The organism is Megasphaera massiliensis (assembly GCF_000455225.1).
GTDB classification, from domain to species: Bacteria; Bacillota; Negativicutes; order Veillonellales; family Megasphaeraceae; genus Megasphaera; species Megasphaera massiliensis.
The window spans coordinates 553,451-574,335 of the sequence record NZ_HF954537.1 but is presented as its reverse complement, the minus strand read 5'-3'; the positions used below and the strand labels follow the sequence as shown (position 1 = coordinate 574,335).

17 protein-coding genes are annotated in these 20,885 nt (G+C 48.5%); all 17 read left to right on the top strand.

Annotated elements, in window-relative coordinates:
• The first annotated feature begins 113 nt into the window (after positions 1–113).
• The gene (locus TX77_RS06065) at positions 114–1,448 is read left to right on the top strand and encodes an RNA-binding domain-containing protein (RefSeq protein WP_044503894.1); all 1,335 of its coding nucleotides are present in this window, start codon (positions 114–116) and stop codon (positions 1,446–1,448) included.
• 35 nt (positions 1,449–1,483) lie between these two features.
• Positions 1,484–1,723, top strand: a complete 240-nt coding sequence (locus TX77_RS06060; protein ID WP_044503893.1) for a hypothetical protein — start codon at positions 1,484–1,486, stop codon at positions 1,721–1,723.
• 203 nt (positions 1,724–1,926) lie between these two features.
• On the top strand, positions 1,927–2,112 hold the full coding sequence (locus TX77_RS06055; RefSeq protein WP_044503892.1) for a hypothetical protein: 186 nt from the start codon (positions 1,927–1,929) through the stop codon (positions 2,110–2,112).
• A 556-nt stretch (positions 2,113–2,668) separates the two neighbouring features.
• Positions 2,669–3,916, top strand: coding sequence for an aromatic amino acid transport family protein (locus TX77_RS06050; protein ID WP_176698849.1), 1,248 nt, complete (start codon positions 2,669–2,671; stop codon positions 3,914–3,916).
• Between the two features lie 180 nt (positions 3,917–4,096).
• The gene (gene thrC / locus TX77_RS06045; RefSeq protein ID WP_044503890.1) at positions 4,097–5,599 is read left to right on the top strand and encodes a threonine synthase; all 1,503 of its coding nucleotides are present in this window, start codon (positions 4,097–4,099) and stop codon (positions 5,597–5,599) included.
• Positions 5,600–5,615: 16 nt separating this feature from the next.
• A complete protein-coding gene (locus tag TX77_RS06040) occupies positions 5,616–6,515 on the top strand; it encodes a DMT family transporter (RefSeq protein ID WP_044503889.1) in 900 nt (299 codons plus the stop codon).
• Positions 6,515–7,252, top strand: a complete 738-nt coding sequence (locus TX77_RS06035; RefSeq protein ID WP_044503888.1) for a TVP38/TMEM64 family protein — start codon at positions 6,515–6,517, stop codon at positions 7,250–7,252. Before TX77_RS06040 ends, TX77_RS06035 begins: the two co-directional genes overlap by 1 nt.
• Positions 7,253–7,598: 346 nt before the next feature.
• On the top strand, positions 7,599–9,098 hold the full coding sequence (locus TX77_RS06030) for an Eco57I restriction-modification methylase domain-containing protein (protein WP_044503887.1): 1,500 nt from the start codon (positions 7,599–7,601) through the stop codon (positions 9,096–9,098).
• Entirely contained in the window at positions 9,088–9,813 is a 726-nt protein-coding gene (locus tag TX77_RS06025) for a BsuBI/PstI family type II restriction endonuclease (protein WP_049917311.1), read from the top strand. The genes TX77_RS06030 and TX77_RS06025 overlap by 11 nt, the downstream gene beginning before the upstream one ends.
• Before the next feature lie 126 nt (positions 9,814–9,939).
• A complete protein-coding gene (locus tag TX77_RS06020; RefSeq protein ID WP_044503886.1) occupies positions 9,940–11,196 on the top strand; it encodes an RNA-guided endonuclease InsQ/TnpB family protein in 1,257 nt (418 codons plus the stop codon).
• Between the two features lie 59 nt (positions 11,197–11,255).
• Entirely contained in the window at positions 11,256–11,423 is a 168-nt protein-coding gene (locus tag TX77_RS13230) for a BsuBI/PstI family type II restriction endonuclease (protein WP_081651734.1), read from the top strand.
• Positions 11,424–11,642: 219 nt separating this feature from the next.
• On the top strand, positions 11,643–12,914 hold the full coding sequence (locus TX77_RS06015) for a manganese-dependent inorganic pyrophosphatase (RefSeq protein ID WP_044503885.1): 1,272 nt from the start codon (positions 11,643–11,645) through the stop codon (positions 12,912–12,914).
• A gap of 379 nt (positions 12,915–13,293) precedes the next feature.
• Positions 13,294–14,493 (top strand): RNA-guided endonuclease InsQ/TnpB family protein, encoded by a 1,200-nt coding sequence (locus TX77_RS06010; protein ID WP_044503884.1) that lies wholly within the window; start codon positions 13,294–13,296, stop codon positions 14,491–14,493.
• Positions 14,494–14,722: 229 nt separating this feature from the next.
• Positions 14,723–16,924, top strand: a complete 2,202-nt coding sequence (gene pcrA / locus TX77_RS06005) for a DNA helicase PcrA (RefSeq protein ID WP_044503883.1) — start codon at positions 14,723–14,725, stop codon at positions 16,922–16,924.
• A gap of 32 nt (positions 16,925–16,956) precedes the next feature.
• A complete protein-coding gene (gene ligA, locus TX77_RS06000; RefSeq protein ID WP_044503882.1) occupies positions 16,957–18,948 on the top strand; it encodes an NAD-dependent DNA ligase LigA in 1,992 nt (663 codons plus the stop codon).
• A 245-nt stretch (positions 18,949–19,193) separates the two neighbouring features.
• On the top strand, positions 19,194–20,102 hold the full coding sequence (locus TX77_RS05995) for a hypothetical protein (protein WP_044503881.1): 909 nt from the start codon (positions 19,194–19,196) through the stop codon (positions 20,100–20,102).
• Positions 20,103–20,669 (top strand): hypothetical protein, encoded by a 567-nt coding sequence (locus TX77_RS05990; RefSeq protein WP_044503880.1) that lies wholly within the window; start codon positions 20,103–20,105, stop codon positions 20,667–20,669. It abuts the gene before it with no gap.
• Positions 20,670–20,885: the final 216 nt, after the last annotated feature.

Genomic DNA, 20,885 nt, shown 5'->3' with positions numbered 1-20,885 from the left:
CGCGGCCTCTTTTTAGCTGGCGCATTCTCTGATCTAACCAATCTAACCAATATACCTTGACGAGAATGATTATATTGGTTAGAATAAAGGTAGAATGGAGGAGGTAGAGTAGCATGAAGTTCCGGGAAAGCGAAAACGTTGAATTGCAGGCTATCGTCGGCGATGATATGAAGATGGAAATCATCGCCTTTGCCAACAGTAACGGCGGTACGATCTATGTCGGGGTGGCTGATGACGGGGCCGTTTTAGGCGTAGAAGATGCCGACGCCTGTGTTTTGCAGATTTCGAATATGGTGCGGGACGCCATAAAACCTGACGTCACGATGTTCATTCATTATGAAACGTTAAACTGTGACGGAAACGCCGTCGTTGCTGTTCGCGTTCAGCGAGGCACGAATTGTCCATATTTTTTGGCAAATAATGGCCTGCAGCCGGAGGGCGTTTATGTGCGTCAGGAATATGAGACCGTTCCGGCAACGAAGACGGCCATTCGCCGGATGATTGAAGCAATCGATGGCGACAGTTTTGAAGAGAGACGATCCATCGATCAGTTCTTAACTTTTGATGCCTTGAAAGGTGAATTTGCTGACGCGAATATGACCTTTGATCAACAGCAGATGAAGACCTTGAACCTCATATCCGGTGATGGTCTCTATACGAATCTGGGTTTTCTCCTTTCTGACCAGAATCCCTGTACGATAAGGGCGGCAGTCTTTGATGGGACGAGTCCAACTGTGTTTAAGGCACGTCAGGATTTTTCCGGCTCTCTCCTGAAGCAAATGAAGGCCGCCTGTTCTTATGTCAATTTTCACAATCAGAACTACACGAGCGGACATCACTTCCGTTATACGGATGGTCGCCGAGGTTATCCGGAAATAGCGCTTCGGGAAGCCTTGATGAACGTGCTGCTACACCGAAACTATTCTTTTGGTGCTGATACTTTGATCCACATATACGATGACCGCGTTGAGATGGTGTCTGTTGGCGGTCTCCTTCCCGGCTTCGTCCCGGAAGATTTGAACATGGGCGTGTCCCTGTGCCGCAACCCGCATCTGCACAACGTCTTTTACCACTTGAAGCTCATTGAAGCTGACGGAATAGGTGTGAAAAAAATGATGGATGCCTATGCCGATAAACCGGTGAAGCCCAAAATTAAGACTAGCCCCAATGCCTTCAAAATTATTCTTCCCAATGTGAATTTCAGGAATAAAGCCATTGAGATACCGATGATTGTCGAAGAAATGGCAGCCCCGTTCCGGACTTCTGATGAGGATAAAATCATGCAGCTTCTGGAAGAAAAGAAGCGTATTACCCGGAAAGAGGTACAGGAATTGTTGGACGTCAGCCAATCTACGGCGGGCCGCATTTTGAAAACATTGGTAGATAACGGCCAAATCACACAACGTGGCGGCGGACGCACGACGAGGTATGAGCGGATAAAGTCGTAACATGAACGGAGACTTTTTGAATGAGGAGGCGAAACATGATGGAACCGAAACGTTTTGAAGACGTCCATCCGGGGATGGCGGAATACTTTGAGGTCCAAAAAGAATATCTGGCGAAATTCGGCGAGCATTCCTTGGAGCGCACGATGCATTACGAGCCCTTGCGGCCCTCTTGTCTGAATTTTATAGAAGGGGCAAAGGAATTGCGTCGTGCCATTCGCCGGAATAAACCGATTGAGCAAATACCGCCTGAAATATGGAAGGGTATCATTTTTTAATATTTTGGGCTAATGGAATCTTACGAGCCATCAATTCATCTTTTGGGGAGAAGGTAAATACATTTATATCTCTTATTTCTAAACCCCTCGAATTCGAGGGGTTTAGTGCTGTAAAAACTTATTATCTATGAGAGAGTTAGTTAGAAGAAAATTTTGATTTAAGTTATAGCAAAATGGTACACGTGCAAAAGGAGGTAAGACTGATGTTGGATTTATTTATCAAAGATATTCTTGAATTCTACCGTGATCCGGAGAATATCCGGGGGTTGAATGAATATCGGAAACAACGAGCCAGAAATATGGAGAGCATTGAGAAAGATACCGCTAAAGGTGGTAGTAATCTTCATCCCACGGAGGCGAATTTGAAAATAGCTAAGGACAAGAAGTAAGACGTTTCTGCTCTTAAGGCTGGTTAAGAGCAGAAAAAAGGTTATTTTTGCTCTTAACGAAGAACTGCTGATTTTCATTGACTGCGTTATTTGGTATAATGGTTACAGAAGTCAACTTGTGAAGGAGAAGGCTGGGTTCCCGAATGGGAGTAGGTGCTATCACTTAGAATTCCTTTGCCCCTGGGGTTGGCTTATTTGGACATGCAAAAGGCACCCTCAATAGAGAGTGCCTTTCTTTTTTGCCTTCATACGAAGACAAGGCAGGAGAAACAATTTTTTGGGATTCACGGCCCAATTTGTAATTTCATTATATCGTCGATTCAAGGCTTTCGTCAATACTGACGACGAGTAAGGTTCCGCTTTTTCCAAGGGTGGTCATTTCTTGGCGGATGGGGGAGCTGCGTGTGTTGTCCTAAAATGCTTGCTCCGAAGACGGGTAATTCCGTCATTTTTCTATTCTTTAAGTGTGGATTTTTACCGGGTCCTTATGATATAATGAGCAGGACATGCTGACATCAGGTAACATATTTTCCCATAGAAAAGAGGTTTTTTCGTGATGGAATATGTGAACGAGTTGGACACTATATCGGCGGGAGCTGCAAAAGACGCGGCTCTCAAGGTACATCGTCTCACTTTCATGGAGGCTACGATGATGGTCGTCGGGTCTACCATTGGTTCCGGTGTTTTAGGTTTAGCTTTTGCCAGTCGCAATGCCGGCTGGCCGGTCCTGCTTACGTGGCTTGTCGTAGCAGGCTTTTTTTCTGTCATTTCCATGCTCTACGTAGCCGAAGCGACGCTGCGGACGGCCCGGCCCTTACAGTTATCGGGGCTTGCCGAGAAATACGTCGGTAAGGTCGGTTCCTGGCTGATGTTCTTTTCCGTCGGGGCTACGTCTTTTTGCAGCCTCATCGCTTACACCAGCGGCTGCGGTAAGATTTTGAGCGAGTTTTTCGGCATTTCCGTGGAGCTTGCCAGCGTCCTCTTTGCCGTCGGGGCGACGACGGTCGTCTGGATGGGCCTTAAAGCGACGGGCGTTGCAGAAAAATATTTGAGTTCAGGTATGACGGCCATGCTCATCATTCTCGTCGGCGCGTCATTTTTATCGGCCCGCGTACCTGTTGCAGATATTTTCTACACCCACTGGCTCTACGCCGTGCCGGTCTTTAACATCGCCGTCTTCTGCTACGCCGTTCAGTACATCGTGCCGGAAATCTCCCGCGGTTTTACTCATGATCCGGGAAAACTCGTGCCGTCGATCATGGCCGGCGCCGGCATTTCTTTCTTCATCCTGGCCTTGGTGCCCCTGGCCGTCTTTCTCATGCTGCCCGTCGGCGACATTACGGAAGTCGCGTCCTTGTCGTGGGGCCAGGCCCTGGGGTCGCCCGTCTTTTTCGTCATCGTCAATCTCTTTGCTTTCTGCGCCATGCTGACCTCCTTTTGGGCCATTGCCGAAAGCTTTTTGACCAACATGATCGACCGCTTGGGCTTTAAATCGGAAACGGACGTCCGCACGCGGGCACTCTGCCTTGCCGTCATCGTCATTCCGCCGGTTCTCTTGGCCTACAGCGGCCTCGTCGGCTTCGTCAATGCCATCTTCAGTGCCGGGACCTTCGGCGGCATCATCATGTCGATCCTGCCGGTCTTCATGCTGCGCCGGGCCCGCAAACACGGTGACAAGCTGCCTTGCTGGAAATGCGGCTGGATTGCCCATCCCGTCGTGCAGGCCTTGGTCGTCGTCCTCTTTGCCGGCGCCGGTGTCTACGCCATCCTGAGCATCTTCGGCTGGCTGCCCGCTGCTTGGTAATAAGGATTTCCCTATAAAAGACACGTACCGCTTCGCTGTTTTCCATCGTTACCGTGGGAGACAGGGAGCGGTCTTTTATTTTGACGGCCGAGCCTGTCGAGAGGTAGCCTTTTGCCGCTTTTTCAGCTATAATAAAAAGATACCTAAGCTGTTTCAGATTTGCCAAAGGGGGATTTATATATGAATTTTAGAAGTACGCGCTCTGATGAATGTGTTTCTCCATCCTACGCCTTGCTCCACGGCCTGGCTGCCGACGGCGGTCTCTACGTGCCCGAAGCCTTTTCCGAAGATGTCCTTTCTTATAAAGAACTGAGCGGCAAGTCCTATCAGGAGATTGCCGACGTCGTCTTGTCTCATTTCTTCACCAACTTTACGGCCGATGAACGAAAGGCTATGATCGCCTCGGCTTACAATGAAGAAACTTTCCGCGACGACCGCATCGTGCCCCTTCATTCCATCGATACCGACCTGTCCGTGGCTGAATTGTTCCACGGCCGGACCCTGGCCTTTAAGGACCTGGCCCTGTCCCTCTTTCCGTACCTTCTGACGGCTGCCAAAAAGCAGGAACAGGAAAAACGGGAGATCCTCATTTTGACGGCAACCAGCGGCGATACGGGGAAAGCTGCCCTTGAAGGCTTCAAAGACGTTCCCGGCACCAACATCATGGTCTTTTACCCCAGTGAAGGCGTCAGCCCCATGCAGCAGCAGCAGATGCAGAAGCAGGAAGGGGACAACGTCCGCGTATCGGCCATCCACGGTAACTTCGACGATGCCCAGAGCTTCTTAAAGCGCGTCTTCACCAACCCCGACGTTAATGCTTATGCCAACGAAAAGGGCGTCCTTTTCTCGAGTGCCAACTCGATCAATATCGGCCGTCTCTTCCCGCAGATCGTCTACTACGTATCGACGTATATCACCCTCGTCGACGACGGCGCCATCGGTGAAGGGGAAACCTTCGACGTCATCGTGCCGACGGGGAACTTCGGCAACATCCTGGCCGGGTATTTCGCCAAGAAAATGGGCATTCCCATCGGCAAATTGATCTGCGCCTCCAATAAGAATAAGGTCCTGGCCGACTTCTTTGAAACGGGCGTCTACGATATGAACCGCGACTTCTATACGACGGACAGCCCGTCCATGGACATCCTCTTGTCGAGCAACTTCGAACGCTTCCTCTTCTATGCCGCCGGCGAAGATGCCCAAAAGGTCGCCAAGTGGGAAAAAGAACTCTTAGAAACAGGAACCATGCGGGTCACGCCGGAAGAACTCCAGGCCCTCCGTCAGGACTTTGAAGGCGGCTGGATCGGAGATGAAGAAACGGAAGCCGTCATCAACCACGTCTACAACGATTTCGGCTACCTCCTCGATCCCCATACGGCCGTTGCCTACGGCGTCGGCATGAACCGTCACCGCCTGGGCCTCGACGAAGGCCGTCACACCGTCGTCATGGCCACAGCTCATCCCTATAAATTCCCGCCGGTCATCAGTGCCGCCCTGGCACTTCGGGAAAGCGCCGATCCCTTCGATACCCTCGTCGATATCAGCAGCGTCACCGGGATTGCCCTGCCCAAACCCTTGGCCGACCTCAAGCATAAACCGGTACGCTTCAAAGATTCCATCGATAAGGAAGCCATGAAACAGGCCGTCTTATCCTTCGTCGACGATATTTCGTCCAAGGCCTAGAAAGAAGGGCAGACTGTTGAATAAAGGTGTACTCTTCGCCATCCTGTCGGCTCTGGCCTTCAGTATCCAAAATATCATCGTAAAAGTCTTATCCTATACGGTCAGCACTGGGCAAATCGCGTTCTTTCGCGGTTGGCTCAGTGCCCTTATGATATTGGGGCTTATGCGCCTTCAAGACGTGCACATGTCAAATCGTGACATCCCGACATTGACCCTCCGGGGCCTTCTCGGCGGCATCGGCATGATCTGCAGCTTCTATGCCCTCCGGGGCATGCCGCTGGCCGATGTGTCCATCATTTCCCAGCTGTCGGCCTTTTTCGTCATGCTCTTTGCGGCCATGTTCCTCAAGGAAGTACTGCCGCCGGGCTCGAAATGGCCGCTGGTCGTCATTTTCGTCGGCGCCTGCCTCGTCGTTCGGCCCTGGAATTTCGATTCCTTCAACGTCTATTCCTTGTTCGCCTTAGGTCAGGCCATCTTTGCCGCCGGCGCCTATACGACGGTCAGCAAGTTGACCGGGGCCGGCGGTCACCATCCTTATGAAGTGGTCATGTACTTTCTCATCAGCGCCGCCTTATCGGGGGTCATCATCATGGCCCTGACCGGCGACTTTGTCATTCCTACCGGGACGGACTGGCTGTTTTATCTGGCCCTCGGCGTCATGAGCGTCCTGGCCCAGATCTGGATGACCAACGCCTATGCCACGGCCAACCCTGTCGTCGTCAGCTTCGTCACTTATATCGGCGTCTTCTTTAACGCCTTGTGGGGCTTTGTCCTCTTCGACGAAGCCCTGGCTGCCATGACCGTTGCCGGCGGCGCCCTCATTATCGGCGGATCCATGTACCTGACGAAATTGAAGCACGATAAGATCGCCGAAATGGCCAAGACACGAATCCGAGAAAAGAAAGGGGAAACATAATGCTTCCCGACAGAATCCATGAGACCCATCTTAAAATCGCCCTGTTCCTGATCCTACTGATCCTCTTTGGTGCCATTCAGGTCTTCATCCCTGACTTTTACACGACCGTCTGGGACCTGTCCATGAGCGGCAACCTCCACGGGACTATCGACTACCTGCGCTCCTTCAGGGGCTGGGCCGTCGTCATCAGCATGATCATCAACATCGTCATCAACGTCGTCGGCTTCCTGCCGTCCATCTTCATCTCGACGGCAAACGGCGTCGTCTTTGGCGTCGTCGGCGGAACCGTTGTCTCTTGGATTGCCGAAACGATCGGCGTCGTCATCAGCTTCTTCTTCATGCGGGCCCTCTTTCGCAATAAGGCCCAGAAAATCATCGAGACCAGCAAGATGCTGAGCAAAATCGACCACTACACGACGTGGCAGGCCATGGCCGTCGCCCGGGCCGTCCCGTACTCGCCAAACGGCCTCATCACCGCCCTCGGTGCCGTGAGCCACATCAGCTACCGCGACTACATCATCGGCTGTCTTATTGGGAAATTACCGTCCGTTGCCATCGAAGTCCTCGTCGGCCACGACCTGGTCATGATGGAAGGCCACTCCCAGCGCCTGGCCGTCGTCCTCTTTGCCATGGCCATCGTCTATGGCGGCTTATGGTACTGGAAACGGCGTCAAGACGCCAAAAAAGTCCTCCATAAGATTGAAGAAGATCTCGAAAAAAAGGCTGACCGGCCATAAACTGAATCATACGCACCCACTGTACTGATGAAATCGGGCGGTGGGTGATTTTTATGTGACGCTGCAGTTTATTAAAATAGACTGAAAGACGGCCTCACTCGATTAAAAAATACACAGTTTCTAAATCCCTGATTCTATGGCACGTTATACTAGATAGAAGGAATTCATGGCAAGAGGTCCTCGTCTTGGCGGATTTATTCTGCCGGGAGATTTTCGTGACGCAAGAGACGTCCGGAGAAGGCCCTTATCCGGGGTGCATCGTTTGATTGAATTGAGAAGTCAGGGGTTTTATGGCATAATATTAAAATAAGTTATTCTGATCCTACTGTTGAGGAGTGCGTGTTTTATGCTTGATTTTATCATCGATCAGACGATGGAATTTCTTGAAACGATGCCTAAGCTTACGAGAAAGAAAAAAGGCCAGTTTTTTACTTCAAAAGAAACGGCCGTCTTCATGGCGTCTCTCTTTGATTTCTCGAATATTCCCAATACCATTGAAATACTGGATCCGGGGGCAGGAACAGGGATTCTTTCAGCTGCGTTATTGGACCGTATTATAAATGAGCGACCTGTAAAGGCGGTGAACCTGACGTGCTATGAAAATGATTCGGCTGTTTTACCTATCCTAAAAAAGAACTTAATGTATATAAAGGAGCACAGCGACATTTTATGTAACGTTACGATCGTGGAGGACGACTATATTGTCCCTCAAGGATGTGATTTTGAGGACACGTTGCTGGCTGAACGACAGCCTAAAAAATATGATGTTATTATAGGAAATCCGCCCTATCTAAGAGTGCCGAGAAATCACCCGGCTGCCCTTGCCATGCCTTCCGTCGTTCATGGGGCTCCGAACCTCTATTTTCTTTTTGCGGCTATGTCCTTGTTTAATTTGCAGGAAAAGGGCGAGATGGTCTATATTATCCCGCGCAGCTGGACTTCAGGGGAATACTTTCGGCGTTTTCGGACGTATCTCTTGAAATATGGGAAAATTGTGCACATACATCTATTCGTAAGTCGCGACAAGGTATTTAAACAAGAGCAGGTCCTCCAAGAAACACTCATCATAAAAGTCCAAAAGACGGCAAAAACGCCGGATACGGTGAAAATTACATCGACAGAATCAAACAGTGACTTTAAGTCGATTACCGGCATTACCGTTCCTTATGGTACGGTCGTTGCCGGGGAGCGGCTGTATGTTTATCTTCCGACATCCGAAGAAGATGTAGCTGTCATTCAAACCATCCATCGTTATGAGCGAACCATGCCGGATGAAGGGCTTCAAATGCATACGGGAATCGTCGTAGATTTTCGCCAGAGAGAGGACTTAAAGGAAAGCCCCGGAGAGCACACGGTTCCCTTATTTTACAGTCAAAATATAAAGGAGGGCCGGGTCGATCACCATCCGTCGGGGAATGCCTGTGATTGGATCAGTGACGCCAAGCCGGGCCTTATCCAAAAGAATCAGAATTATGTATTTTGTAAGCGTTTTACCGCGAAAGAGGAATATAGACGACTTCAATGTGGAGTATATCTTGCCAATGATTTTCCCGATTACCAGTTCATCAGTACGCAAAATAAGATAAACTATGTCAGCCGAATCGATAAAAGCGAGATGAGCACCTGTCTGACTTTTGGGTTGTATGCGCTCCTTAATTCGACGTTATTCGATAAGTATTATAGAATTTTAAACGGGAGTACGCAGGTTAACAGTACGGAGATAAACAGTATCCCCGTTCCGCCGATTGCGATGATTGAGGCGATGGGTAGGGCGTTGATGGCGGGTGAAAACTTGTCGACCGAAACCTGTGATAAAATCATAAAAGGGGTGGCTTATGGTGAGTAAATTAGAGGAAGCGAAAGCTTTTTTGAAGGCCTTCGGGATGCCTGAGCGCCAGCAAACGGATGTAGCCGGGTATGCCTTGCTGACACTTGCCAATATTAAGGAAGGATCGGCATGGAGTGAAGCGGCCAATGAATGGATTCGCATTCATGATGTCCTTCAGTTTACCCGTGAAAACTATCAAAAGACTTATGCGGAGAATACTCGTGAAACAATCAGAAAAAATTGTATGCATCCCTTTCGGGAAGGGGCCTTGATTGAGGATAACGGCTTGGCAACGAACAGCCCTAATTATCGATATCGATTGACCACAGAAGCTCTCTCCCTTTTGAGAAACTTCAGACAGCCGACATGGCAGCAGGCTCTTGATGATTATCGAAGTTGTCATCAGACTTTGATTGAAAAATATGCAAGTAAAAAGCGAATGGAAATGATGCCGGTCCATATCGATGATACAGAGATTTTCTTAAGCCCGGGAAAGCATAACGCCTTGCAGCGGGACATTATTGAACAATTTGCACCGCGGTTTGCTCCCGGCTGTACCTGTCTGTATATGGGGGATACGACGAAAAAGGATCTCATCAAAGACTCGGCAGCCCTTGAACAGCTGGGATTTGATATTACACTGCATGATAAAATGCCGGATGTTGTCTTATATAGGCAGGACAAACATTGGATTTATTTTATTTTAACCCGCCAGAAGACCCTTGCCTCTTAGGTGAGAGATGAATGGCAGGTGGTTGAGTAGGCTCGATGCCACGACAACCACAAATCCATGTAGAAAGTCTTGTCGACGCATCTTTTTTGTATATGATTAGTATATAATAAAAAGGAGGTGAACAAAATGTATCTAACACAAGCAAATGTCATAAGAGGTCTTTCGAAAGAAGAATACTCCATCTTACGGGAAATGTGCCAATACAGCAATAATCTCTACAATGCGGCTCTCTATAATATCAGGCAATACTATTTCCAAGAGAAAAAGTTTCTGAAATACGAGGAGAACTACCATGTCTGCAAAGAAAATGAAAACTATGGATTATTGCAGGCTGGCGTGTCTCAGCAGACATTAAAAGTTGCTGACCGTAGCTTTAAGTCATTCTTCAATCTCATAAAGAAAGCGAAATCAGGTGAATATCGCTTCAAGGATATCAAAATGCCCCGCTATCGAGAAAAAGGCGGTATGTTCAACCTTATTCTGTCCACTAATGCCATAAATATCAATAATGGATTCCTGACGGTGCCTATGAGTAGGGAGTTCTCCAAGCTGCATGGCGGTAAACAGGTAAAAATTCCATTTCCTAAAAGGCTTGAAGGCAAGACCATCAAGGAAATCCGTATCTGCCCTATATACAATGGCATATACTTCAAAATACAGTATTGCTATCTTCAAGTGGAAGAACCTCAAGACGTTTCCACTGACAATGTGCTGGCTATCGACATTGGCCTTGAAAACCTGGCGACCTGTGTAACCAATACCGGGACGGCGTTCATCATGGACGGACGTAAACTGAAATCAATTAACCAGTATTGGAACAAGCAGAAAGCTTATTATCAAAGTATCGCTGACAAGCAAGGGCAGAAAAAAACGCACCGACTCTATGTTTTGACTCGAAAACGGAATCATCGGACACAAGACTATATCCGCAAGGTCGCCCGTTACATCATCAACTACTGCATAGAACACCGTATCGGCACCATCGTTTGCGGCTACAATGGCAACTTCAAACGTAGTATGAATCTTGGCAAGATTACCAATCAGCAGTTTACGCAAATCAGCTTCGGCAGTCTGCGTGAGACATTGAAAGGGCTTTGCGAGCGATACGGCATGAAGTACATCGAACAGGAAGAATCGTACACTTCCAAGGCAAGCTGCTTGGATTTAGACGAGATTCCTGTCTATAAGCCTGAACAGCCGTATATGGGAGCCTTCAGCGGGAAACGGGTCCATCGCGGCCTGTACCAATTTGCCGATGGAAGGATGGCTAACGCCGACGTAAACGGTGCGGCCAACATACTCAGAAAAAGTAAGCAGAACTTCGATTACGAAGAACTGTGTAGAGGGCTTTTGGACAGCCCCTTGAGAATAAGGATATCCTGACAACTAACTCCTTTAGGATATGTTGTTAGGCGTTAGTTCATGTATCAAACTTCTCAAGAATCCCTCGCTTCTATAAGCGGGAGAGGTTCAAAACGGCCTTCCCGGATCAGGATACATATAAGCAATTTAGTGTCGACTTAGCTTGGGAAACAGAAGTTTGGATTTCAGCCTATCCGGATCATATGATACATTTAGATGGAGCCAAATTTTTGGGACCTTATGTCTGAGCTCGAACCTCCCGGGGAAATCATGAACTGAATATTCAGAATTCCAGAATTGCGTCGAATCGAAACGTCGTCCTGAAAAGAGGGGAGTCGCCCAAAAAAGCGGCTCCCTTAAAATTTGCGTAAAATCGGAAATCCTTACGATAGACCATTTCTTCGATTCATGATATACTATTACAGATACAATTATATAAACGTTCAATTTTCAATGAGGTGATTATTGTGGCAAAACAGATTTTTGTTACGGGCCATAAAAACCCGGATACGGACTCGATTTGTTCGTCCATTGCATATGCAAAATTAAAACAGTTACAAGGCATCAACGCTGCGCCCATTCGCGCCGGCGAACCGAATAAAGAAACGGCTTTCGCACTCAACTATTTCAACGTAACGCCCCAGCCGTTGGTAAAGGATTTCTACGTCAAAGTCGGTGAAGCCGTCTACACCGACGTCGAAGGCCTTCCCATCAATGCCAGCCTGAAAGACGCTGCCAAATGGTTCTCTGTCCATGAAAGCGACGTCGCTCCTGTCGTCGACAACGGCCAGTTCATCGGTGTCATCGAAAAGGCACAGCTCGCCGATCAGTTCATCAAGACCGTCATGGGCGAAGAACTGAGCACGGTCAAGGGCCTCGTTCACGATCCGGAACTGTTCTTCAGCCCGACCGACCACGGCCATGACGTTCCGGCAGAAGGCCGCTACGCTGTCGTCGATGGCGGCAAATACGTCGGCATGGTCTGTGCCGATTCCTTAGCCAACGTTGAAAAACAGCAGGTCATCCTCGTCGACCATAACGAAAAGAAACAGATCATCGACGGCATTGACGAAGCATCTATCGTCGGCGTCATCGACCATCACCGCATTGGCGGGACCCTTGCCACAGACGGCCCGATTTCCATCCTCTTCAAGACCGTCGGCTGCACGGCAACGATCGTAACCGGCCTCTATGAACAGGCCGGCATCGCCATCCCCAAAGACGTAGCCGGACTCCTCCTGTCGGCCGTCATTTCCGACACGGTTCTCTTCCGTTCGCCGACCTGCACTCCCGAAGACCGGGCAGCTGCTGAAAAACTGGCCAACATCGCCGGTGTGGACATCGAAAAATACGGCATGGAAATGCTCAAAGCCGGTGCCAACGTATCGGACCTCACGCCGGACCAGATCGTTCATAACGACATGAAAGAATTCGTCGGCGGCGACGCAACCTTTACGGTCGCTCAGGTACAGGTCATGGACACGACGGATCTCCTCAACCAGAAACAGGTCCTCTTGAATGCCCTCGAAAAACTTCGTGCCGAACACAATTACGTCGCATCATTCCTGATGATCACCAGCATCATCGACGAATCGACGAACCTCATCTTCGCCGGCAACATGGATGAAGCCGTAAGCGCTGCCTTCGGCAAAGACGTCCTCGATAAAGAAGTCTACCTGCCCAAGGTCATGAGCCGTAAGAAACAGGTCATTCCGCCGATCCTGTCTGCAATGAAATAAGAGATGATTTTATGAGAGGCCCGAACCATCTGGTGAGGGCCTTTTATCTGTAAGCTAAAGGAGAAATTTATAAGCCACTAAGTGCACGGACAAATCTACATTTGTAACATGGTGTGAGCATGGAGGAAAGATAAAGCATGAACTCATCCAATATTACAAATTATAAACCAAAAGAATTTGCGGAGCCTTTCAACGTGTCAATCAAAATCCTGCAACGTTGAGATATCCAAGGAATCTTGAAAATAAACCGTTCGAATGAAAAACTATCTCCGCATAAAGAACTCGTACAAGATATCGTAAGCATTCTTCATGTATTCTCATGCAGTCTATATGAACTGCATGAGAAAATATAAGAAGTAAATCGAGGGAGATGAGACGATTGCTAAAAGCGTTCAAGACGGAGATTGCTCCGACACTCGAACAAGCCAATAGGATTATTCGCTCAATCGGTATCTGTCGTTTTTTATATAATCAGTACATTGCCTATAATAAGAAGCTTTACCGGATGTATCAGCGTGGGTTGCTTGATAGTCATCAGAAGCATTTTGTATCGGCTAATGACTTCGACAAGTACGTCAATCACAAACTGAAACAGGAATTGTCTTGGATAAGCGAGTGCGGGGCAAAAGCCCGCAAGAAAGCGCTGGTTAATGCTGAAGCGGCTTTCAAAGAGTTTTTTAAAGGGCAGGCAGGATTTCCGCGTTTTAAAAAGAAATCCCGACAGGATGTGAAGCTGTATTTTCCGAGGAATAACAAGGGTGACTGGAAGATATGGCGGCACAAGCTGATGATACCGACACTGAAACAGGTGAAGCTGAAAGAATACGGATATCTCCCCGTTGGTGTCGCCGTCATAAGCGGCACAGTTTCTTATCAGGCAGGCCGATTCTATGTTTCCGTTGTGGCAGATGTTGAGGAGACATCCAGATACAACAACGATTGGGCGGCATCCTGTCATCCGCAGAGCGAAGGTATAGGAATCGATTTAGGTATCAAGAATTTGGCGATTGTCAGCAATGGCCAGACCTTTAAAAATATCAACAAATCTTCAAAGGTCAGACGACTGGAGAAGCGGCTGAGAAGAATGCAGAGGCAGCTCAGCCGGAAATATGAGCTTAAAAAAAAGAAAGGTGGTGCACCTGCTATAGCCTCTGCAAACATAGACAAGCAAAAACTTAAGGTGCAGAAACTTCATCAGCGAATTAAACAAATCCGTGAGGATCATGAAAATAAGACCATTCATGAGATTGTGAAGCAAAAACCAAGCTTCGTTACCGTGGAGGACTTGAATATCAAAGGCATGATGAAGAACAAGCATCTCGCAAAATCAGTTGCAGCAGAACGGTTCTATTCTTTCCTGTCGAAACTGAAATGCAAGGCAGAAATCATAGGCATCGAATTGCGGGTCGTGGACCGGTTCTATCCCAGCTCCAAAACTTGCCATGCCTGTGGGTATATCCATAAAGGGCTGAAACTCCAAGACCGCATGTATGTCTGCCCAAAGTGTGGATATATGATTGACCGTGATCTCAACGCCTCGCTTAATCTGCGGGATGCAAAAGAATATCAGACCGCTTAAATCCAAAAGTACTGATATATGTACCGATGGCTAGTCGGGAACAGACATCTTTCTCCTTGCTGCGCAAGAAGCAGGTTGTCAACGCCTTTGGAGTGCAGAACCCCTCAAGTAGCTGCTGAGCTTGCTCAGAGCAAAAGAGTGTACGATGAAGAAGGAACTGCGAACCGCGAGGTTGCAGCAATTCATCTTAATATAGATACGTTTATCTATGTTTTAAGTAGCAGTTTGTATGAATCCTATTTTCGACACCTTGAACGACCGCCAGTGTGAGGCCGTAAACCATACAAAGGGCCCGCTTCTCATTACCGCCGGCGCCGGATCGGGGAAGACCAAGGTTTTGACCTGCCGCATTGCCCACCTCTTGGAACTCGGCGTTTCGCCGTACCGCATCTTGGCCATTACCTTTACCAATAAGGCCGCCAAGGAAATGAAAGAGCGCGTCCAGAACCTCGTCGGGGCCCAGGCCGATTCCATCTGGCTCAGCACCTTCCATTCCTTCTGTGCGAAACTGCTGCGCTTTGAAATCGACGGCTTTCACGGCTACACCCGGAATTTCACCATTTACGACTCGTCGGACCAACTGGTGCTCATCAAGGACTGCCTGAAAAAATTGAACCTCGACGATAAACAATTCACGCCGCGGTCGGTCTTGGGGACGATTTCGGCGGCTAAGAACGTCCTCATGGATGCTAAAACCTTTGCCGGCCAGGCCGAAGACTTTTACCAGCAAAAAGTCTCCGAAGCCTATGCGCTCTATCAGGCAAAGCTCAAGGAAAACAACGCCCTTGACTTCGACGACCTCCTGTTCTTGGCCGTCCGCCTCCTGGAAGAAAAAGACGACGTCCGGGAAAAGTATCAGGAACGGTTCCAATACGTCCTGGTCGACGAATATCAGGATACGAACCACGCCCAGTATGCCCTCACCAAGATCCTGGCCGCTCAGTGGCGCAATATCTGCGTCGTCGGTGATGCCGACCAGAGTATCTACGCCTGGCGCGGGGCCGACATCCGCAACATCATCGACTTTACCCGGGACTATCCCGACGCAGCGTCGATCAAGCTCGAACAGAACTACCGCTCGACGAAGACCATCTTGAACGCCGCCAACGCCGTCATCGACAACAACGAAAGCCGGCCGCGGAAAACCTTGTGGACGGAAAACCCGTCGGGAAATAAGGTCATCCATTACCAGGCCCAGACCGAACACGACGAAGCCGACTACATCGCCGGCGCCATCTACAACCGCCACGAAATCAGCCACGAACCCTACGGCGACATGGCCATCCTCATCCGGACCAACGCCCAGTCCCGTGTCCTCGAAGAAAAATTGATGCGCTACGCCATTCCTTATACCATGGTCGGCGGCACCAAGTTCTACGACCGCAAGGAAATCAAGGACGTCCTCGCTTACCTGCGGCTCTTGTATAATCCCGAAGACAGCCTGAGCCTGACCCGTATCATCAACGTACCTAAGCGCAACATCGGAGCTACGACGATGGAACACGTGGCAGCCTACGCAGAAGGGGAGGGAATCTCCCTCTTTGAAGCCCTGTCGTCGCCCGACGCCATCCCCGTCACCAAACGGGCCCAGACGTCCCTTGAAAACTTTGCCGCCATGATCTTTGATCTCCTCAATGAGATCGACGGCCTCGACGTCTTGAGCCTCATCGAAAAGGTCATCAAAGACACGGGCTACGGCGACATGCTCGATAAAGAAGCCGAACACGATCCCCAAGGCGTAAGCCGCAAAGAAAACGTCGGCGAATTCCTGTCCGTCGCTAAAGACTACATGGACAGCAACCCCGACGGCAACCTGCAGGACTTCCTCGAAAATGTAGCCCTGGTCAGTGACGTCGACGACTTTGAAAGCAGCGAATCGAAGGTCACCCTCATGACCCTTCACGCCGCCAAGGGTCTTGAATTTCCCGTCGTCTTTTTGGCCGGCCTCGACGAAGGCTTGTTCCCGCACAGTAGGACCTTGATGGATCCCGAACAGATCGAAGAAGAACGGCGCCTGGCCTACGTCGGCATCACCCGTGCCGAACGGCAGCTCTACGTCACCAACGCCGTGACGAGGACCATGTACGGCCGCATCTCAGCCTACATGCCGAGCCGCTTCCTCGGGGAAATCCCGCCGGAACTCGTCGAAGAATACAAGCGAAAGAGCGCCATGCCCCAGAGCCGGATGACCTCCGTTCCCGGCCAGCAGCGGGTGTCGATCCTGTCGAAGCCCGTAGCCACGAGCCTTCCCAAGAAGCACGCCGTGACCGACTCCTTTTCAAAGGGCGACAAAGTACGCCATAAGATCTGGGGCATCGGCACCGTCCTCGACGTCATCGGCGACGGGCCGAACATGCAGATGAAAATTCAATTTCCGACGAAAGGCGTCCGCCAAGTCGTCGTTAAATTCGCACCGTTAGAAAAAGTATAGCCATTTCGATACGCGTAAAGGAAGGGAATCTTATGGAACAAGAAAAAGCGCGGCTCCTGGCCCTGCGACAAAAAATCGATGAACTGAGCTACCAGTATTACACCCTCGACAAGCCGACCATGAGTGACTACGAATACGACATGCTCTACCGGGAGCTGGAAAACATCGAAAAAGCCCATCCCGAATGGGTGACGCCCGATTCGCCGACCCAGCGCGTCGGCTCTAAGATTTCCGGCGGCTTTGAAAAATACACCCACGACCGGCCCATGCTGAGCCTGGGTGACGTCTTTAACGACAATGAACTTCGGGAATTCGACCGCCGCGTCCGCAGCGACCTCGGCGGGGAAGCCTTAGAATACGTCGTCGAACTCAAAATCGACGGCCTTGCCGTCAACCTCATCTATGAAAACGGTCAGTTCGTCCGCGGCGTCACTCGCGGCGACGGCGTCGTCGGTGAAGACATCACCAACAACGTCCGCACCATCCGTACCATACCCCTTCGCATCGACAGCACGTCGCCTCATATCGAGATCCGCGGCGAAGTCTATATGCCCGTCGCGTCTTTTTCGGCCCTCAATGAACAGCGGCGAAACGACGAACTCGAACCCTTTGCCAATCCCCGTAACGCCGCAGCCGGCTCCCTGCGCCAGCTCGATCCCCAGATTACGGCCCAGCGCAAACTGGCCTTCTTTGCCTACGCCTTAGGGGGCAACACGGGCATTACCATCGAAAGCCAGGAAGAACTTTTGCAGGATCTGCGTCAGTTCCGTTTCCAGGTCAATGGGGAATACCGGAAATTTACGGATATCGAAGACGTCATCGCCTTCATCCACAGCTGGGACGACCGCCGCGACAGCCTGCCTTACGCAACCGACGGCATGGTCGTCAAAGTCAACTCCTTTGCCCAGCAGGCGCGGCTTGGCAACACGGTCAAGATTCCCCGCTGGGCCATTGCCTATAAATTCCCGCCGGAACAGGCCGAAACGAAGGTCCTCTCTATTTCCGTCAGCCTCGGCCGGACGGGCGTCCTGACGCCGGCAGCCGACCTCAAGCCGGTAAGACTTGCCGGGACGACGGTCAAGCGGGCTACCCTTCACAACGAAGACTACATCCGCGACAAAGACATCCGCGTCGGCGATACGGTCATCATCCAGAAGGCCGGCGAAATCATCCCCGAAGTCGTCCGCTCCCTGCCGGATAAACGGACGGGTTCAGAAGTCGTCTTTTCCATGCCCCATGTTTGCCCGGCCTGCGGCTCAGACGTCGTCCGCCGCGAAGGGGAAGCGGCCTGGCGCTGCGTCAATCCCGACTGCCCGGCCGTCATCGGCGAAAAGATCGCCCACTTCGTCTCTCGTGACGCTATGAATATCGACGGCCTCGGTGATGCCATCGTCCAGCAGCTCCTTTCAAAAGAGCTCATCCACGACGTCGGCGACATCTATGCCCTCAATAAAGAAGAACTCGTAGCCCTCGAAGGCTTTGGTGAAAAATCAGCAGATAACCTCTTAAAAGCCATCGAGGCCAGTAAGAGCGTCGGCCTCGCCCGCGTCCTCTTTGCCTTAGGCATCCGCTTCGTCGGCGCCAAAGCAGGCCGAGTCCTTGCCGAATCCTTCGGCAGCGTCGAAGCCCTGATGGCAGCCACTGCCGATGACCTGACCGCCATCGACGACATCGGCCCCAGAATTGCCGATAGCATCGTCTCGTACTTTAGCGAAGAAAAAAGTAAGGCCCTCATCGAAAAACTCCAAGGCTACGGCGTCGACATGACCGCCGAAAAGAAAGAACTCATCAGCACCAGCTTCGACGGCGAAATCGTCGTCCTCACCGGAAAACTAGAACTCTTCACCCGGAAAGAAGCCGAACAAGCCGTAGAAGAGAGAGGCGGTAAATGCACCTCGTCGGTAACCAAAAAAACGACCCTCGTCGTCGTCGGAGCCGAACCGGGGAGCAAGTATGAAAAAGCTAGGCAACTGGGAACGCCCATCATCAGCGAAGCCGAGTTTAAAGAATGGCTGGAACGATAGGGGAGTAAGAAGATAGAAATCGATGTATCGATAAAAAGATGTCGGACACATGAATAATCAAGCGTGTATGAAAACCGGATGCCGAACTGTATAAACAGTAGGTATCTGGTTTTTTGTGTATTTATCTGGTTGAGGCTGTAAATCTGTAAACTAGTTCTTTTATACGGTTAGAATGAATAATGGCTATACATGTTACTGGATAACTCGTATAATAAAAGTATAAATTAAATATGAGGTGGTTTATCGTGAGCGTATCGCTTAGAACTTTGGGTTTTTATAATTGTTATATGAATGGTAATGATAATAATAAAGAGTTTTTTAATAAGGATTTTTTTATCAAATTAATTAAATATATTGCCATGCTAAATTCGTCTGAGAGATTAGAGAATAATGAGAAAGAAAAAAAGATGTACAGTTTAAAAGGCTATGAATTAAATTCAGACGATGACGATATAATTACCTTGATTTTTACATCTGCAAAATATCAACATAGCCCGGACTATATGTCTAGTATTGATGGTTCTACACGACCAACAGATAAGCATTTATATGAAGGCGAGGCGGAACTTACTCATTTATGTTTGAAATTAAAAGCGGAAAAATCAATTATAGTACTTGAAGAACGACAATCGGGAATGACCATAACAAAGATAATCAGTTATTTGAATTCATATATAGATAAATTAGCTAAAGCAGAAAATACAAAGTATCCTTATAAATTTCTCACAGAGATATATCCAGTTCGAAATGTAAAAGAGATTATTGAGAATTTTTCAAGAGCAACTACTTTGGAACTATTTGTTAAAAAAGATGTCATACAGGATGAAATGATGGAGTTTGCCGAAATTGATACTCCGTTAATTCGAGACGAGGCAATAATAACGATAAAAGCTGAGAAGCGGGAAGCCTTTTCAAAGGTATTTTTGCAAAGTGTAGAAAAACTGGCAGATGCAATTGTGGGGAAAAGAGAAGGCAGTGGGAAATGCACTAGGATTCGAATTAAAGGAAAAAGTAATGAAAATCATCCGATTTCATTTGATACTGAAATTTTAAAACGAAAGGAGCAAGTCGAATCGCATTTGAATAAAAATGGTACTGTTAATACTGAAGATTTGATTAAGAAAATGATTCCACTAGTAAAGGATTTGGAATAAATGAAAATTTATCATGATTGGATGGTTTTGATTAAATACTACTACTCAACTCTTGCACCTGGAGAACGTAATTATGAAATCGTTATCCCCCTTGTTCTTTCAATTGTTGTAAGTAGTATATATGGCTCTGTTGGTGCTACGTTATCGGGCTTATTAAAGTTGAGAGATTTATTGCCGGCAACTTTAGCTATTTTAATCGGTTTTACGATAGCTTGCATTGCAGTATTAGCATCTAGCGAAGCTCGTAATATAAAGTTTTTAAAGAGAAAGTTAACTAACGACAGGACTATCAATAATGGGAACATTGTTTCGCTTTTCCAATGGATATTAACCTTATTTTGTTATGAATTATTTATCCAGATAGCTTTGCTTTTGTTTACATTTTTCGTGGCATTTATTATACGAGTATTTAATGACCCTATTTTAATGTTTTGTCTATTGGTTATTGAAGTAGGTCTTTTGTTACATATTGTTTTTTTGTTAATTAGATGTGTTACCTATGTTTATTTAGCTTTTTTTCCAAATAAAAAAACAGATGCGAAGCCAGGTACGAAAAATGATGATTAGATTCTAATACAATGAAATTGGGACTTTAAATTGGATTGTATTTTTGTTCTTTGTCATTTTGAAACGACAAGGGATTTCTTTATAGGATAACTTATAAAGACGGTGCCTATGTCAATCGCGATTCGATGAAAAAGGGATGTCTTACTGCATAAGCAGCGGCATCTCTTTTTTGCCGTAATGATTAGAAGGATCCTAAAATGTCTACTGACACAAGTC

What these genes read in the sequence shown, in the direction of transcription:
- thrC (WP_044503890.1), top strand. Translation starts at nt 4,097, where the DNA reads ATGAATTTTAGAAGTACGCGCTCTGATGAATGTGTTTCTCCATCCTAC.
- TX77_RS06065 (WP_044503894.1), top strand. Translation starts at nt 114, where the DNA reads ATGAAGTTCCGGGAAAGCGAAAACGTTGAATTGCAGGCTATCGTCGGC.
- TX77_RS06060 (WP_044503893.1), top strand. Translation starts at nt 1,484, where the DNA reads ATGATGGAACCGAAACGTTTTGAAGACGTCCATCCGGGGATGGCGGAA.
- TX77_RS06025 (WP_049917311.1), top strand. Translation starts at nt 9,088, where the DNA reads ATGGTGAGTAAATTAGAGGAAGCGAAAGCTTTTTTGAAGGCCTTCGGG.
- TX77_RS06050 (WP_176698849.1), top strand. Translation starts at nt 2,669, where the DNA reads ATGGAATATGTGAACGAGTTGGACACTATATCGGCGGGAGCTGCAAAA.
- TX77_RS06035 (WP_044503888.1), top strand. Translation starts at nt 6,515, where the DNA reads ATGCTTCCCGACAGAATCCATGAGACCCATCTTAAAATCGCCCTGTTC.
- pcrA (WP_044503883.1), top strand. Translation starts at nt 14,723, where the DNA reads ATGAATCCTATTTTCGACACCTTGAACGACCGCCAGTGTGAGGCCGTA.
- TX77_RS06020 (WP_044503886.1), top strand. Translation starts at nt 9,940, where the DNA reads ATGTATCTAACACAAGCAAATGTCATAAGAGGTCTTTCGAAAGAAGAA.
- TX77_RS06030 (WP_044503887.1), top strand. Translation starts at nt 7,599, where the DNA reads ATGCTTGATTTTATCATCGATCAGACGATGGAATTTCTTGAAACGATG.
- TX77_RS05990 (WP_044503880.1), top strand. Translation starts at nt 20,103, where the DNA reads ATGAAAATTTATCATGATTGGATGGTTTTGATTAAATACTACTACTCA.
- TX77_RS06055 (WP_044503892.1), top strand. Translation starts at nt 1,927, where the DNA reads ATGTTGGATTTATTTATCAAAGATATTCTTGAATTCTACCGTGATCCG.
- ligA (WP_044503882.1), top strand. Translation starts at nt 16,957, where the DNA reads ATGGAACAAGAAAAAGCGCGGCTCCTGGCCCTGCGACAAAAAATCGAT.